Origin of the sequence: Pseudarthrobacter cellobiosi, from assembly GCF_023913815.1 — a bacterium.
Lineage (GTDB): Bacteria > Actinomycetota > Actinomycetes > Actinomycetales > Micrococcaceae > Arthrobacter > Arthrobacter cellobiosi.
The window spans coordinates 77,383-93,356 of record NZ_JAMXBK010000025.1 but is presented as its reverse complement, the minus strand read 5'-3'; the positions used below and the strand labels follow the sequence as shown (position 1 = coordinate 93,356).

The following is a 15,974-nucleotide window of genomic DNA, read 5'->3' as shown; positions in this document are numbered from 1 at the left end:
AAAGGAAGTTGGAACAATGAAGTTCGGTAAGCAGCCAGCCCCCGTCGCAGACATCAACGAGGACAACCTCGCAGTCCACAAACCCAAAACGGAAGCGGCCGGAGTCAAAGCCGTGATGGTGGCACTGGAGCGGGCCGTGGCCCAGGCTGGCGTGACCCGGACGGCGCAGTCCCTGCTGCGGCTGAATCAGCAGGGCGGGTTCGACTGCCCCGGCTGCGCGTGGCCGGAATCTGCCACGAAGCGCAAGGCGGCCGAGTTCTGCGAGAACGGTGCCAAGGCCGTGGCCGAGGAAAACACCCTCCGGACGGTTGGGGCGGAGTTCTGGGCCAGGCATTCCATCGCCGAACTGTCCGGGAAAACGGAGTACTGGCTGGGTAACCAGGGCCGGCTGAGCGAGCCGGTGGTGATCCGGGAAGGGGAGACCCACTATTCGCCGATCTCCTGGGCCGAAGCGTTCGACCTGATTGGCGAGCACATCCGGGCCTCCACGCCTGACCGGTGCGTCTTCTACACCTCCGGCCGCACCGCGAACGAGACGGCGTTTATGTACCAGTTGTTCGCGCGGGCCCTGGGCACGAACAACCTGCCGGACTGTTCCAACATGTGCCACGAGTCCTCGGGCTCGGCGCTGAACCCGACCATCGGCATCGGCAAGGGGACAGTGTCCCTGGAGGACATCCACGATTCGGAGCTGATCTTCGTCGTCGGGCAGAACCCCGGCACCAACCATCCCCGGATGCTGTCGGCGCTGAAGGAGTGCAAGGACAACGGCGGCAAGGTCGTGGCGGTCAATCCGCTGCCGGAGGCTGGGCTGTTCAACTTCAAGGATCCGCAGACCATCTCCGGTGTGGTCGGCGGCGGCACGCCGCTGGCGGACGAGTATTTGCAGATCAAGGTGGGCGGGGACTTGGCGCTGTTCCAGGCCCTCGGCCACCTGCTGCTGGCCGAGGAGGCCCGGAACCCGGGCACCGTCGTCGACCGCCCCTTTATCGATGCGCAAACGGACGGGTTTGATGCCTACAGTGACGCCCGCCGTGAGCTGGACTGGGCGGAAACTGAGAAGGCGACCGGACTGTCCCGAGAACAGATCGAAATCGTGGCCGGGATGCTGGTCCGGTCCAAGGCCACCATCTTCTGCTGGGCCCTCGGCGTGACGCAGCAGCCGCACTCGGTGGACACCATCAAGGAAATGGTCAACGTCCTGCTCCTGCAGGGTAACTTCGGCAAGCCCGGCGCCGGGGCCTGCCCGGTCCGCGGCCACTCCAACGTCCAGGGCGACCGGACCATGGGCATCTGGGAAAAGCCCAAGGAGTGGCTGCTCGAAGCCCTGGACAAGGAATTCGGAATCACCTCCCCCCGCCCCCACGGCTACGACGCAGTGGAAGCCATGGAAGCCTTCGACCGGAACGACGTGGACGTCTTCGTCTCCATGGGCGGCAACTTCTCGCTGGCCTGCTCGGATACGGAGACCCTGGAGGCCGGGATGCAGCGGATCGGCCTGACGGTGCACGTGTCCACCAAGCCGAACCGGTCCCACGTGGTGCACGGGCGCACGTCCCTCATCCTGCCCACGCTGGGCCGGACTGACAAGGACGACAAGCATCCCAAGGGTGCCCAGTTCCTGTCCGTGGAGGATTCCATGTCCGTGGTCCACTCGACCCAGGGCAGGCTGCAGCCGGTGTCAGAGCACCTGCTCGCCGAGCCGGTGATCATTGCCCGGATGGCCGAGGCCACCTTCGGGCCGGACCACCTTGTGGACTGGAAGGCCATGGCCGGGAACTACGACGTGGTCCGAAACCACATCTCCCGCGTCATCCCGGGCTTCCAGGACTTCAACGCCCGGATCCGGACCAGGAACGGCTTTGTGCTGCCCAACCCCCCGCGGGATACCCGGTCCTTCAAGACGGACATCGGCCGTGGCCGCTTCACGGTCAGCCCGCTGGAGTACCTGATCCCGCCCGAGGGCCACCTGGTACTCCAGACCATCCGCAGCCACGACCAGTACAACACCACCTTCTACGGCCTGGACGACAGATACCGCGGAATCTCCGACGGCCGCCGCGTGATCCTGGTACACCCCGAGGACCTGGCCGAGCTCGGTTTCCTGGACCGGGACCTGGTGGACGTGGTGAGCACGTTCCGGGGGCATGATCGACAGGCGGACAAGTTCCGTTTGGTGGCTTACCCGACGGCGAAAGGCTGCGCTGCGGCGTACTTCCCCGAGGCCAATGCCCTGGTCCACAAGGAGAACGTGGCCAGGGAATCCAACACCCCCGGCTTCAAGGCGATGTTCGTCCGGTTCGTGCCGCACGCTGCTGATGCCTCCGCAGGAGCGGCGCCGGCGGGATAGCTCCCACCGCGTGCGGCTGGCCCATTCCCAATGAATAAGTGAGCCGGGAACGACGGCGACACTCCGGCAGGTCCGGAGCGTCGCCGTCGCTTTTTGGTGCCAGATCGTCTTCATGATTCTTCTGGGCGTTTTCTTCGACGCCCTCGAGCAGAACGCTGATGCCTCCGGACTGGGCGGCATGTTCACCACGCTCGCGGTGCTGTTCGGCATCCTGGCCATCACCGTCCAGTTCCCGCCTGAGACCTTCGGCAAGCCGCTCGAGGAAGGTGCCGATGCCGCAGAGGAGGAGGTTGCGATCTATGGGCACTGAAACTTCACACACCGTTCTGCTGATCAACCTGAACACGAATGCCAGGACGACGGCCATGATGACGGACCTGGCCGCTGCCGGGCTCGCGCCCCACGGCCTGGAAGTCATCGGGCTCACTGCGGCGGCCGGACCAGCCCTGATCACCGACCCAACCGCCCTGGCCGAATCCCGGCAGCACGTCCGGCGTGCAGCACTGGATTACCTCGTGGGGCCCGGCGGCGGCACGGTGGCCGCGGTAATCGTGGCTGCCATCGGGGATCCCGGCCGTGAGCAACTCAGCGAGGAACTCGCCGTTCCCGTCTTTGGTATAGGCCAGGGCTCCATCCACGCGGCATCACGGGGCAACCGGAGGTTCGGGATGGCCGCGAGCACGCCGCTGCTGGCCGCATCCCTCGCCAGACTCGTGGCGGCACACGGCAAGTCCGAGTTTTTCACCGGAGTGCGCCTGACTGCTTCGGAACCCCTGGTGCTGGCAGCGGACCCCGAGCAGCAGTACCGGGAGCTCGCGGCCGCCGTCGGGGAATCAACTGCGCTGGACGGCGCCGAGGCCCTCATCATTGCCGGGGGACCGCTCAGCGCCACAGCCCTGCGGCTTGCGCAGACCACCCGTGCGGAGATTATCCAGCCTGTCCCGAGCGCCTGCGGGCTGCTGCTGGAGACGCTCGGCCGAAAGTAGCCCAGCAGAACATAGGACAGCCGCACCTGCCGGACCGGGTGCGGCTGTCCTCGCAATCCCGGGCCTCTCCTGCAGTCCCTAGTCCTTCTTGTGCATCCTGGCGTTCTGCACCAGGTCGGCCATCCAGGGCCGTGTTCCGTTGTGGAGCACCATGCCCTCGGGCAATCCGTGGATGGTCGCCTCGGAGCCGGAAACGTCGATGGTGATCCGGCCGCCGGCCATGGGTGCGTTGGTGATGTGGAGGTCCCCGTAGGATTCCGGCAGCACGGGGTCCATCCACAGCCCACCCTCGGAGACGTGCGGGTTGTAACGCATCAGGTTCGTCACCAGGAAGATTGGTGTGGTGGCCGCCCACGCCTGCGGTGAGCACGCGGTGGGGTAGGGCACAGGCGCGGCGAAGTGCTCCCGGTCGAAGCCGCAGAACAGTTCAGGCAGTCGCCCCTCCGAGTACTCGGCCGCCTCCAGCAGGGCCGTGGAGATCCGCTGTGCCTCTTCCACGAACCCGTAGCGCAGGAGGCCGGCTTGGATGACCGCATTGTCGTGCGGCCAGACCGAGCCGTTGTGGTAGCTCGCAGGATTGTAGGCGCCCATGTCGGTTGCCAGGGTCCGCACTCCCCAGCCGCTGAACATTTCCGGGGACATTAGCCGTTCCACCACCATCGGCGCCTTGTCCTCGTCGATGATGCCGTTCCACAGGCAGTGGCCCATGTTGGACGCGCACGCATCGACCTGACGCTTGTCGCGGTCCAGCGCGATGGCGTAGTAGCCGCGCTCGGGCATCCAGAACTGTTCGTTGAACTGCTTCTTCAGCCGTGCCGCGCGGTCCCGGAGGTCAGAGGCCAAAGCCTCGTCACCGGCGTCGTATGCCAACCACGACCTCGCCATGTACGCGCCGTAGACGTACCCCTGCACCTCGCACAACGCGATCGGTGCCTCGGCCATGCGGCCGTCGGCGAAATTGACGCCGTCCCACGAATCCTTCCAGCCCTGGTTGATCAGGCCCCGTTCGTTGAGGCGCGCGTACTCGACGAAGCCGTCGCCGTCGCGGTCCCCGTATGTCCGGATCCATTCCATCGCCCGGTCCGCATGGGGCAGCAGTGCGGCAATGGTCTCCGCGCCAAAACCCCAGCGGCTCACCTCGCCAAGGACTATCAGGAACAGCGGCGTGGCGTCGACGCTGCCGTAGTAGGCGGATTTTCCGCCCAGCGCCAGCCCGCTGGAGACGTCGAGCCTGACTTCGTGCAGAATCTTGCCGGGCTCTTCCTCGCTCATCAGATCCACCGCGCTGCCCTGGCGGTCGGCCAGCGTCTGCACGGTGCCCAGGGCGAGGGACGGGTCCACTGGCATCGACATGATGGAGGCAAACAGCGAGTCGCGTCCGAAGAGGGTCATGAACCAGGGCGCACCGGCAGCCACGACGATCCGGTCCGGGTGCTGCGGATCCTCAATCCGCAGGGCGCCGAGGTCGTCGTAGCTGCGGCGGAGGGTCCGTTCGATGGAGCGGTTGCCCATGTGCAGCACGGGAATCTTGGACACCCAGGCCTGCCGGCGCCGGTCGCGGGGGGACAGTTCCCCGGCAGCAGAGTGGGCGAACGGCTCCGCGGGGCCCGTGCCGTCGACCTTGGGCACTACGCTGACCCAGGTGTTCCACTCTCCGTGCGGCGGGATGACCGTCCGGTAGGTCAGGGCCTCCGCTTCGATGTCGGCGCCACCTGCGTTGACAACGACTCCCTTCCGGACGTCCTGCCAGGCGGCCCGGATGGTCAGCGTGTCACCGTCCGGCTCGCGGCTTTCCTCCCAGTGCCGCTGGATCCGGGCCTCCTTGACCTCGAAGAGATCCGCGAAATCCGCTTCAACGCTCAACTCCACCACGCACTCAGCGGCGTCGGCCGAGTAGTTCCTGACGGTGATCTCCTCCAGGATTCCCGCCCCCACTTCGCGCAGCCGCTCCACGATCAGCGGGCTGTCCGCATACCCGTCCGAACGCGGAACGCGGCCGGCAAACAGCGCGCGGTACGGCTCCTTCGTCTCCGCCGCCAAGGGCTCGATGGACTGGCCGTTGACGGTCAGATTCCAGCGGGACAGGATCCGGGTGTCCTCATGGAAAACCCCGTGCGGGTGTTCCGGATGGATGTCTCCGTTGGCCGAGGAAATACAGAATGATGAACCTTCCACCAGCGTGACCGTCCCGGACCCCAATGGCCCGGCAGCTGTATCCGCGTTCCATCCGGCCATCGCCGACTCCTTCAAAGGCTTGACACCGGTGAGGCGGCGCCCGACCACAAATCCAACCCGACGACGCCGCCGCCTGCCTGTGTGAATGACGCTACGCCTAGCTACTCCGCGATGCCAGAGTGGACGCGTGGCCGGGCCTTGAGCCAAGCCTTGCAATGCCTTGAGCCGATGCTGAACTACTTTCGCGACACTCGAAGGGAACAGTTCAAGGAAGATATTGTCCGCGCACTGGGGATGGCCGAGCCCTCGAAGACTCCCGGGAGGCCTCCAGCTGGCCCGGCGACCGGCTCCAGGTCGGCACCCGGATGTCCCGCCGGGTCGAACTGATCACCCAGCGCCTGCAGCGCGAAACCGACGTGTGGGGGAAACAAGTCACCCACCCACGGATCTCCCTGGGTGGGTGACTTTTCCTGGCCCGGTACGGTCGCGCTTAGTTGAGCCAGGAATCTACAACCTGCTGATTCGCGTCCACCCACTTCTTGGCCGCGGCCGCGGGCGTCATGCCGCCCTGGATGTCTGTGGCCACGGAGTTTTGATCCTCGTTGGTCCATTTGAAGGCCTTGGCCAGTTTGGCTGCAGGTGAGCCGCTGTCCTCGAACTTCTTGGAAATGATCTTGTTCAGCGTGTAGGTCGGGTAGTCGCAGGCCACCTTCTCGGGCTCGGCGTCGCAGCCTTCGGTCCACTCCGGCAGATTGACCTTCTTGAGTGGAACTTCGGACAGGAACCACTGCGGCTCGTAGAAGTAGCCGAGCAACGGCGTCTTGTTCTGCTCCGCCGTCCGGAACGACTGGATCAGCGCCGCTTCCGAACCAGAGAAGACCACCTTGTAGTCGAGGTTGAGGTTTTTGACCAGCGCCTCGTCATTGGTGACGAAGGCCGGGTCGCCGTCCAGGAGCTGGCCTTTTCCGCCGGATTCGGATGTTGCGAACATTGAAGCGTACTTGTTCAGGTTCTTGCTGTCGGTGATGTCCGGGTACTTTTCTGCCATCCACGGCGGTACGTACCAGCCGATATGTCCTTCATTGCCGGTAGGGCCGGCGTCGACAGCGACTTTCTGCTCCGTGATGTATTGCTTGGCCAGATCCTCATGCCCCCAGTTTTCGATCACCACGTCCACTTCGCCTGAGGCAAAGCCCTGCCAGGAGATCTGCTCGTTAAGGTCCTTCTGGACCACGGTGCAGCCAAGCTTGTTCTCCGCCACATAGCTGTACACAGCGGCATTGGCCGTATACCCCACCCAAGCGTTCATCGCGACATTAACACTTCCGCAGGGCGCCTCGGCAGCACCGGTGGCAGCAGCCACCTGGTTCACCGAGGCGCCGCCGCAACCAGCCAGTAGTAGGGCTGCGGCAGCAGCTCCAGCCACCGCCGGGACAGTTCGTTTCAACAGCAGTCCAGCTTTTTTCATCTTTGGTCTCCTTGTTGGGGGGAATGCGTGGGGGTCCTCCATGCCCTGCGCCAGCCACAGGACGGTTACATGCGGTTAGGTTGATGGGGATTTGGGTGAGGGGATTTTCCGCACCGGGGTGGCTGCGGCAGCCTGGGTCATCCTGTCCAGCAGGATGCCGAGGAAGACAATTGCAAGGCCCGCGGCGAGGCCCTTGCCGAAGAGCGCGCTTTGGACAAAGCCGGCGACGACGTCGTACCCGAGGCCGCCTGCGCCCACAAGTGCACCAACCACCACCATGGCCAGGACGTAGATCAGCCCCTGATTGGCAGCGAGGGCCAGCGTCTGCCTGGCCATCGGAAGCTGGACTTTGGTAATGACTTGCCAGGGCGTTGAACCGCTGGCAACTGCGGCTTCGACCACGGTGGGGGAAATCGCTGCGATGCCGTCGGCCGTGATCTTGATGGCCACCGGGGCGGCATAGATGATGCCTGCGATGATCGCGGTGAAGCGCGTGGCTCCGAAGAGGCCAAGGAACGGCACAAGATACACAAAGGCGGGCATCGTCTGGCCCGCATCAAGTAGGGGCCGCATGATCTGGTCCACCCGCTCGGACCGGCCCATGGCCACCCCGAAGATGACGCCCAGGACCATGACAACTGCGGTGGCCACCAGGGTTCCGGCAAGGGTGACCATGGAGTCGCTCCAGAGGCCGAGGTAGATGATCACGCCCAGGCACGCCGTGGTCAGGGCAGCGAGCTTCCATCCGCCCAGCGCGTAGGCCGCAATGGCGATGACGGCGACGAGGAGGTAGAAGGGTGTGTCCGTCAGCAAGGACTGGAACGGGTTGAGGATTCCGGTGGTGACGGCTTCCCGGAAGGACACCGTGAACAACGACAGGTTGCTCTGCATCCACTGGCTGGCTGAGGCCACCGCTTGGACGATGACCGGACCGATGTTGAGATCCTTGGGGAACGCTGCTGCCCACAGCATGGTCCGGGAGAACTGCACCATGGCCATTGCCAGCACAAGGGTGAAGCCGAGGAGGATGTACCTGGTCCTGCGGGAAACCCTGCGGTTCCGGGCCGTCGCCGGGTCTGCGCGGCGGCTGGCGGCGGTGGTGACCCGGTCCAGCACGATCGCAAGCAGGACGATGGAGAGCCCGGCGTTGACAGCTGTGCCGACGTCGAGCGATTGCAGCGCCCGTACCACCACCTGGCCAAGCCCGGGCGCCGCGATCAGCGCCGCGATGGTGACCATGGACAGAGCCGCCATGGTGCTCTGGTTGATTCCCATGACGATGGTCCGCCGGGCCATGGGAAGCTGCAGGGTGACCAGCCGCTGCAGGCCCGTTGTGCCCAGCGAATCGGAGGCTTCACGGGTGTTCTCCGGGATGGCGCGGATGCCGTGTGCTGTCAGCCGGATCACGGGCGGTGCAGCGTAGATCACGGTGGCTATGACGGCCGACGCCGGGCCGATGAGGAAGACCAGGGCGAGCGGGGCCAGGTACACGAATGTCGGCAGGGTCTGCATAAAGTCCAGCACGGGCGTGATCACCTTGGCAACCCGGCCGTAGACGCCGGCCAGAACGCCGAGCGGGATCCCGACCAGAAGGGTCAGCAGCACTGCCGTGAGGACCAGGGCGAACGTGTACGTGGCTTCGAGGAACAGGCCCTGGAGGCCGAAGAACGTAAAAACGGCGACAGTCAGCAGCGCGACCCGCGCGTTGCCGATCGCGAAGGCGATCCAACCCAGCAGGCCTACGGTTCCGAGCCAGCCGATCTCCGGCAGGCGCAGGCCCGTGGAACTCGCGGCAAAGGTGGTGATGAACAGGTTGGCCACGGCGTCGACGGTGGCACGCAAGGGCGTGAAGACGTACAGGAAGACGGGGTTGTCTGCGCGGTTCGCTGCTACCCATGCGTTGAACTGGTTCAGGGACCGGTGCAGGTCCGTCAGCTCTGAGGCGGGCAAGGTCAGGGTGGAGGTTCCGCGCAGGACAAGGAATCCCAGGATCCAGACAACGGCGGCGCCTCCCAGCAGGATGGTGCGGCGGCTCGGCCTGCGGCGCGGTTCACGGACGGGGACGGGCGTGGGTTGCACCGTTGCCCGATCTCGGACGAGGGTAGACATTAGGCCGCTGCTTCCGCGGGCTGCAGCACCGACAGGATGCTGTCGCGGTCGATCTGCCCCGTAATCCTGCCGCCATCTTCCACCAGGACGGGGCAGGAGGAGTGCATGACCGCCGCTATGGCATCCCGGATGATCATCCGGGAACTGAGGACCGGCGCGTCTCCCGGCGTTCCGGCCGCCACGGGCCGGGTGATCCATTTCAGGGTCAGGACATCCGCGCGTGGGACCTCGGACACAAAATCCTCAATATACTTGTCCGCCGGGGACCCCACCAGGTCGTCCCCAGTACCGCACTGGACCATCTCGCCGTTGCGCATGATCAGGATGCGGTCCCCGAGCTTGAGCGCCTCGGACAGGTCATGGGTCACGAACACCATGGTCTTGCCCATCTCCTTGTGCAGCCGGATGACTTCCGCCTGCATGTCCCGGCGGATCAGCGGATCCAGCGCGGAGAACGGTTCGTCGAAGAGGATGGTGTCAGGATCGCCGGCCAGGGCCCGGCCCAGGCCGACGCGCTGCTGCATTCCCCCTGAAAGCTGGTCGGGGTAGTGCTGTTCGTAGCCTTTCAGGCCAACCAGTTCGATGATTTCCCGCGCCCTGGCGTAGCGTTCTTTCTTGGCCGCCCCGCGGATCTGCAGCCCGTAGGAGACGTTGTCCAGCACGGTGCGGTGGGGAAGGAGGCCGAAGTGCTGGAACACCATGGACATCTTCCGCCGGCGCAGTTCGCGCAGCTCGGCGACGCCTGCCTGCAGGACGTCCTTCCCGTCCACCAGGACCTGCCCCGATGTGGGTTCGATCAACCGGGTCAGACAGCGGATCAGGGTGGATTTGCCGGATCCGGAAAGTCCCATGACCACAAAGACCTCGCCCTTGGCCACGTCGAAGCACAGGTCGCGGACGGCTGCCACGCAGCCGGTGCGTTCCAGCAGCTCCGCGGAGTTGAGAGCCGAGAGCTCCGGATTGTTGGGGATCTTATCGCCCCCGGGTCCGAAGACCTTCCAGAGGTTGCGCACTGAGATGTCGGGGCTGTTCATTGCTGTACTCCTGCCTGTGGAGGCTCGAACCAGTGGCTGGGCTTGGGATTGATGTTCTGCCAGATGTGCTTGGTTTCGCGGTACTCTGCCAGACCTTGGAGCCCCAGTTCGCGGCCGTTTCCGGACTTGCCGAATCCGCCCCACTCTGCCTGGGGAACGTAGGGGTGGTAGTCGTTGATCCACACGGTGCCGTGGCGGAGGGCACCGGCCACGCGCTGCGCCCGCGATCCGTCGCTTGTCCAGACGGCGCCGGCCAGTCCGTAGGCGGTGTCGTTGGCCAGCTTGATGGATTCTTCCTCCGTGCTGAAGGTCTCCACGGTCAGGACTGGCCCGAACGACTCATCCTGGACTGCGTTCATGGAGGTGTGGCAACCGTCCAGGATGGTGGGAGGGTAGTAGCTGCCGAGTGCCATCGCACCGGTATCGGGGATATAGCCGCCGCACAGAAGCGTGGCTCCTTCGTCGATGCCGGCCTGGACGTAGGCGTGGACCTTGTCACGGTGTGCAGCCGAGATCAGCGGGCCGGTCTCCGCGAGCTCGTCGAAGGGGCCGCCAAGCCGGATGGCCTGCGCACGTCGCACCAGTTCCGCCACGAATTCGTCGTGGATCGATTCTTCGATGATGAGTCTGGTTCCGGCCGAGCACACCTGACCCGAATGCAGGAACACCGCGGTGAGGGCGTTGTCCAGGGCGGACTCGCGGTCGGCATCGGCGAAGACGATGTTCGGATTCTTCCCGCCCAGTTCCAAGGCAACCCGCTTCACCGTGTTGGCCGCGGACTTCATGATGTTGATCCCGGTGGCCAGGCCACCGGTGAACGAGACCAGGTCAACGTCCGGGCTTTCGCTCAGGACTGCGCCGACGTCGGGACCGGTGCCGGTGACGAGGTTGGCGACCCCGGCCGGCAGCCCGGCCTCAAGGAGCGTATCCATCAGCAGGATGGAGGTGGAGGGAGTCAGCTCACTGGGTTTCAGGACGAAGGTATTGCCGGCCAACAAGGCCGGGGCCACCTTCCAGGACGCCTGCAGGAGGGGGTAGTTCCATGGCGTGATGAGCCCGCACACACCCACAGGGGCGTGGACCACGCGGCTGATGGTGTCTGGTATCCCGGTATCGATCACGCGGCCGGCGTCCGTTCCGGCGATGCCACCGTAGTACCTGAAGCAGGCGGCGATATCGTCGATGTCGTATTCCGCTTCGACGTAGCGTTTGCCTGTGTCGAGGGCTTCGGCCCGGGCGTAGAGCGCCTTGTCGCGTTCCAGCAGTTCGGCGGTGCGGAGCAGGACCTGTCCGCGTTCCTTCTCGCTGGTGCCGGGCCACGCGCCGCCGTCGAAAGCCCTGCGGGCGCTGGCAACCGCGGCCTCGGCATCGGCGGCCGTGGATTCGGCGACCTCGGCGACTTTTTCACCGTCCGCCGGGCATGTGATGACCCGCGTTTTCCCGGCGCCGGATTCGCTCCACCGGCCGTCCACGAAGAGGCCGCGTACCGGCGCCGCATCCTGGTCCATCACGGTCCGGCTGTCGATCCCGGCAAGCTGAACGCCGCTCATGAGCGACCCAGGCTTGGTGCGGCTTCGGGAGCCACTGCGGATTCGTGCCGGTAGAAGTCCGCGTGCTCGGGTGCCAGCGGCGTACGGCCCAGGATGAGGTCCGCGGCCTTTTCGGCGAGCATCATTACCGGGGCGTAGATGTTGCCGTTCGTCACGTAGGGCATAGCGGAGGCATCCGCCACGCGGAGCCCCGAGGTGCCGTGGACCTTCATGGTGAGCGGATCCACCACCGCCAGGGGGTCGGAGGCCGGGCCTATCTTGGCGGTGCAGGAGGGGTGGAGCGCCGTTTCGGCATCCCGGGCCACCCAGTCGAGGATCTCCTCGTCCGTCTGGACGGAGGGGCCGGGCGAGAGTTCGCCGCCACTGTAGGGCGCGAGGGCCGGCTGGGAGAGGATGTCGCGGGTGACCCGGATGGCCTCCACCCATTCGCGCCGATCCTGGTCCGTGGACAGGTAGTTGAACTGCATGGACGGGTGCGCGGCGGGGTCCGTGGACGTGATCTTCAGGCTGCCTCTGGCGTCGGAGTACATGGGGCCCACGTGGACCTGATACCCGTGCTTGGCGTCGGCTTTCTGGCCGTCGTAGCGCACAGCCACCGGCAGGAAGTGGAACATCAGGTTGGGGTAGGCGACGTCTTCGTTGGAGCGGACGAACCCGCCTCCTTCGAAGTGGTTGGTGGCTGCGGGGCCCTTGCGGCCGAGCAGCCACTGGAGTCCGATCAGCGGGTAGCGCCAGAGGCTGAGGTTCGGCTGCATGGACACGGGCTGTGTGCAGGAGTGCTGGACGTACACTTCCAGGTGGTCCTGCAGGTTTTCGCCGACTCCCGGCAGGTCCACCACGGGCTTGATGCCCAGCGACAACAGGAGCGCGGAATCCCCCACGCCGGAGAGCTGCAGCAACTGGGGCGTATTGATCGCGCCGCCGCACAGCACCACTTCCTTGGCGTTGACCGTGTGCAGCCGGCCGTTCCGGCGGTAGGTGACCCCTGTGGCCGTTGTGCCGTCGAAATTGACCTTGGCCGCAAGCGCCCAAGTGCGGACCGTCAGGTTTTTCCGGCCCTTATTGGGGCGCAGATAGGCACGTGACGCCGAGAGCCGCTGGCCCTTGTGGACGTTTCGGTCGAACGGGCCGAAGCCCTCCTGCCGGTACCCGTTGACGTCATCGGTGCGCTTGTGGCCCGCTTCCTCGGAGGCGCGGAAGAAGGCCTGGAACAGGGGATTGCGGGCGGGCCCGCGCTCCAGGACCAGGGGTCCGTCATGGCCGCGCAGTTCATCGTCCGGAGCTGCGGCGAGCGCGGTTTCCATGCGCTTGAAGTAGGGCAGGCAATGCGCGAAATCCCAGGTTTCCATGCCGGCGTCAGCTCCCCAGCGTTCGTAGTCCAGGGGGTTGCCGCGCTGGAATATCATGCCGTTGATGGAGCTGGAGCCGCCCAGCACCTTGCCGCGGGCGTGGGCGATCCTGCGGCCGTGCATGCGGGGTTCGGGGTCGGATTCGTATTGCCAGTCGTAGAACCTGTTGCCACTAGGGAAGGTCAGGGCCGCCGGCATCTGGATGAAAAGGTCCCACGGGTAGTCGCTGCGTCCGGCTTCAAGGACCAGCACGGTGTGCGTCCCGTCCGCGCTCAGCCTGTCCGCCAGGACGGATCCGGCGCTTCCGCCGCCGACAATCACGTAGTCGTAGCTCTCGTTCGTCATCAGGTAAATCTCCTTGGGGCGTGGTCTGGGAGGAGTGTTGAAGGGCCTGGATGGTCCGGTTCAGCCGCGCAGGCGTTCCATGCCCGGGTCCACCAGCGGCTCCGCCGTGACGGTTGCGGCGATCCGGGTGCCGAAGTATTCGATTTCCACGCCATCGCCTTCGGAGGCGCTGGCCGGGAGCCAGGCGTAGGCAATCGGCCGCTTCACCGTGTAGCCGTAGGCCGCGCTGGTCACGTAACCGGCGGCTTCGCCCTTGAAATACACGGGTTCCTTGCCCAGCACCACCGAAGTGCCGTCGTCGACCGTCAGGCAGCGCAGCTGCATGGCAGCCGGTTGCGCGCGGCGTTCGGCGAGGGCTTCGGCGCCCACGAAGGAGTCCTTGTTCTTGGCGATCGAAAAGCCCAGGCCTGCCTGGTACGGCTCGTGTTCGGGCGTCATGTCCGTCCCCCAGAGCCGGTATCCCTTTTCCAGGCGGAGGCTGTTGAAGGCGCCGCGGCCGGCGGCGATGATGCCCTGTTCCTGGCCGGCCTCGAAGAGGAGGTCCCACAGCTTCAGACCGTGTTCGGCGGTGGTGTAAAGCTCCCAGCCCAGCTCGCCCACATAGGACAGCCGCATGGCCGTCACGGGGATGCCGCCGATCCGCACCTGCTTGGTACGGAAGTAACGAAGACCGTCATTGGTGAAATCATCGGTGCTGACCTTAGCAATAACTTCCCGCGCCTGCGGACCCCAGAGGCCGATACAGCACGTGGAGCCCGTAATGTCGCGGACCTGCACCCACTGGCTGACGTTATCAGCCGTCTGCCTGCGGGCCTCCCGGGTGAAGTAGTCGAAGTCGATGTTGCCGTTGGCGCCTACTTGGAACGTGGTCTCCGTGAGCCGTGCGATCGTGATATCGCTACGGATGCCGCCGTCGTCGTTCAACAGAAGGCAGTAGGTAACGGCGCCTGGCTTCTTGTCGACCTGCCCGGCGCTGAGCCGCTGCAGCAAGGCCAGGGCGCCGGGACCCGAAACTTCCAGCCGCTTGAGTGCCGTCATGTCGTAAAGCGCGACGGCGGTGCGCGTCTTCCATGCCTCGGCGGCGGAAATGGGGGAGCTGAACATTGCGGCCCAGGGGCCGCGTTCGGGCGCCTTCCAGTCAGCCGGCAGCTCGTCCAGGAGCGGGCGATTGGCCTCGAACCAGTGCGGGCGCTCCCAGCCGCCGGCCTCGAGGAAGAACGCTCCCAGTTCCTTCTGCCGGCAGTTGAACGGGCTGACGCGCAGGTCCCGGGGTGATTCGCGCGGCTGCAGCGGGTGCAGGATGTCGTAGATCTCAACGAAGTTCTGCTGTGAGGTCTCACTGACGTAGCTCTCGGCGGTCTGCGCGGCCTCGAATCGCGAGACTTCGCACTCGTGAAGCGGGATGCGGGACTGGCCCTCGATCAGCAGTTCGGCTAGCGCACGTGCGACGCCCGCCGAATGCGTCACCCAGACCGCCTCCGCGACGTAGAACCCGTCAAGCTCCGGCGCCTGGCCGATGAGTGGTCCGCCGTCCGGGGTGAAGGAGAAGATTCCGTTGAAGCCGTCGGCGATCTCCGCGCCGCGGAGGGCGGGCAGCAGTTGCCGGCTGTCCTCCCAGCAGGGGAGGAAATCCTCCTCGGTGAATTCGAGCCGGGAAGGCATGCGGTGCTCGGACATCTGCCCTGGTGCCACCTCCGGCAGCCGGTCCAGGTCCACGGGCATGGGGCGGTGGGCATAGGAGCCGATTCCGATCCTGTCTCCGTGCTCACGGAAATAGAGGTCCTTGTCCTGGTGCCGGAGAATGGGCATGCGGGCGCCGTTAGAGGGGTCCAGGGGGTTGGCGCCCACGAGTTCCGGCACCGTCGTGGTCTTGACATACTGGTGGGCCAGCGGCAGCAGCGGCACGGCCATGCCAGCCATCGCGCCGATCTTGGGGCCCCAGAAGCCGGCGCAGGAGACCACGATGTCCGCCGGGACCACGCCGTCGGGAGTCTGGACACCGGTGACCTTTCCGCCGGCCTGCTCGATCCCGGTCACCGGGGTTGATCCGATGAACGTGACGCCGGCAGCCGTGGCCTTGCGGATGAGCAACTGAACGGCGCGGGCTGCGGACGCGAGGCCGTCGGACGGGACGTACAGGCCGCCGAGGGCCATGTCGGGATTCAGCAGCGGATAGTGCTTGCTGCACTCGTCGGGGTCGATGATCCTGCCCTCGATGCCCCATGAGGTTGCGTAGCCGAGCTTCCGCTTGAGGTCCTCAAGCCGTTCGGGGGTGGTGGCGATCTCCAGGCCGCCCACCTGGTTGAAGCAGGAGACACCCTCGTCGCTCAGGGAGAGCAGCTTGTCCACGGTGTAGGCGGCGAACTGCGTCATTGTCTTGGACGGGTTGGTCTGGAACACCAGGCCGGGCGCGTGCGACGTGGAGCCGCCGGCGAGGTTGAGCGGTCCCTGATCCAGTACGGTGATGCTGGTCCAGCCTCGGGTGGCCAACTCGTCTGCCAGATTCGCACCGACAATGCCGGCGCCGATGATGACGACGCGGGGTGTAGCGCTCATACGGAAGCTCCTGTTCGTGACTTACTGCGTGCATGGAAGCGGCCCTTGGGGG

At 65.6% G+C, this 15,974-nt stretch carries 10 protein-coding genes; 3 read left to right on the top strand and 7 right to left on the bottom strand.

Annotated features, from left to right (window positions below):
* The first annotated feature begins 16 nt into the window (after positions 1–16).
* The 3 genes from NG701_RS12335 (at position 17) to NG701_RS12325 (ending at position 3,336) form a co-directional block, all read left to right on the top strand.
* Entirely contained in the window at positions 17–2,350 is a 2,334-nt protein-coding gene (locus tag NG701_RS12335; protein WP_252567838.1) for an FdhF/YdeP family oxidoreductase, read from the top strand.
* A 112-nt stretch (positions 2,351–2,462) separates the two neighbouring features.
* The gene (locus NG701_RS12330; RefSeq protein WP_252567836.1) at positions 2,463–2,660 is read left to right on the top strand and encodes a hypothetical protein; all 198 of its coding nucleotides are present in this window, start codon (positions 2,463–2,465) and stop codon (positions 2,658–2,660) included.
* Complete coding sequence (locus tag NG701_RS12325; protein ID WP_252567834.1) at positions 2,650–3,336, top strand: aspartate/glutamate racemase family protein; 687 nt, start codon at positions 2,650–2,652, stop codon at positions 3,334–3,336. The genes NG701_RS12330 and NG701_RS12325 overlap by 11 nt, the downstream gene beginning before the upstream one ends.
* A gap of 78 nt (positions 3,337–3,414) precedes the next feature.
* Here the strand turns inward: NG701_RS12325 and NG701_RS12320 are convergent, their stop codons facing one another.
* The 7 genes from NG701_RS12320 to NG701_RS12290 all read right to left on the bottom strand — a co-directional run bounded on the left by NG701_RS12320 (position 3,415) and on the right by NG701_RS12290 (position 15,922).
* Positions 3,415–5,571: an amylo-alpha-1,6-glucosidase gene (locus NG701_RS12320; RefSeq protein ID WP_252567833.1), complete on the bottom strand. Its 2,157-nt coding sequence runs from the start codon at positions 5,569–5,571 to the stop codon at positions 3,415–3,417.
* A gap of 430 nt (positions 5,572–6,001) precedes the next feature.
* Entirely contained in the window at positions 6,002–6,979 is a 978-nt protein-coding gene (locus tag NG701_RS12315) for an ABC transporter substrate-binding protein (RefSeq protein ID WP_252567831.1), read from the bottom strand.
* A 75-nt stretch (positions 6,980–7,054) separates the two neighbouring features.
* Positions 7,055–9,088 (bottom strand): ABC transporter permease, encoded by a 2,034-nt coding sequence (locus NG701_RS12310; protein ID WP_252567829.1) that lies wholly within the window; start codon positions 9,086–9,088, stop codon positions 7,055–7,057.
* Complete coding sequence (locus tag NG701_RS12305) at positions 9,088–10,122, bottom strand: quaternary amine ABC transporter ATP-binding protein (RefSeq protein ID WP_252567827.1); 1,035 nt, start codon at positions 10,120–10,122, stop codon at positions 9,088–9,090. Before NG701_RS12305 ends, NG701_RS12310 begins: the two co-directional genes overlap by 1 nt.
* Positions 10,119–11,630: an aldehyde dehydrogenase family protein gene (locus tag NG701_RS12300; RefSeq protein ID WP_252568344.1), complete on the bottom strand. Its 1,512-nt coding sequence runs from the start codon at positions 11,628–11,630 to the stop codon at positions 10,119–10,121. The genes NG701_RS12305 and NG701_RS12300 overlap by 4 nt, the downstream gene beginning before the upstream one ends.
* A gap of 38 nt (positions 11,631–11,668) precedes the next feature.
* Complete coding sequence (gene betA / locus NG701_RS12295; RefSeq protein ID WP_252567825.1) at positions 11,669–13,366, bottom strand: choline dehydrogenase; 1,698 nt, start codon at positions 13,364–13,366, stop codon at positions 11,669–11,671.
* Positions 13,367–13,426: 60 nt separating this feature from the next.
* On the bottom strand, positions 13,427–15,922 hold the full coding sequence (locus NG701_RS12290; RefSeq protein WP_252567823.1) for a GcvT family protein: 2,496 nt from the start codon (positions 15,920–15,922) through the stop codon (positions 13,427–13,429).
* Positions 15,923–15,974 lie beyond the last annotated feature (52 nt).

Excerpts from the sequence above, each read along its gene's own strand:
- NG701_RS12335 (WP_252567838.1), top strand. The coding sequence starts at position 17 with ATGAAGTTCGGTAAGCAGCCAGCCCCCGTCGCAGACATCAACGAGGAC.
- NG701_RS12315 (WP_252567831.1), bottom strand. The coding sequence starts at position 6,979 with ATGAAAAAAGCTGGACTGCTGTTGAAACGAACTGTCCCGGCGGTGGCT.
- betA (WP_252567825.1), bottom strand. The coding sequence starts at position 13,366 with ATGACGAACGAGAGCTACGACTACGTGATTGTCGGCGGCGGAAGCGCC.
- NG701_RS12330 (WP_252567836.1), top strand. The coding sequence starts at position 2,463 with ATGATTCTTCTGGGCGTTTTCTTCGACGCCCTCGAGCAGAACGCTGAT.
- NG701_RS12320 (WP_252567833.1), bottom strand. The coding sequence starts at position 5,571 with ATGGCCGGATGGAACGCGGATACAGCTGCCGGGCCATTGGGGTCCGGG.
- NG701_RS12300 (WP_252568344.1), bottom strand. The coding sequence starts at position 11,630 with ATGGACCAGGATGCGGCGCCGGTACGCGGCCTCTTCGTGGACGGCCGG.
- NG701_RS12325 (WP_252567834.1), top strand. The coding sequence starts at position 2,650 with ATGGGCACTGAAACTTCACACACCGTTCTGCTGATCAACCTGAACACG.
- NG701_RS12310 (WP_252567829.1), bottom strand. The coding sequence starts at position 9,088 with ATGTCTACCCTCGTCCGAGATCGGGCAACGGTGCAACCCACGCCCGTC.
- NG701_RS12290 (WP_252567823.1), bottom strand. The coding sequence starts at position 15,922 with ATGAGCGCTACACCCCGCGTCGTCATCATCGGCGCCGGCATTGTCGGT.
- NG701_RS12305 (WP_252567827.1), bottom strand. The coding sequence starts at position 10,122 with ATGAACAGCCCCGACATCTCAGTGCGCAACCTCTGGAAGGTCTTCGGA.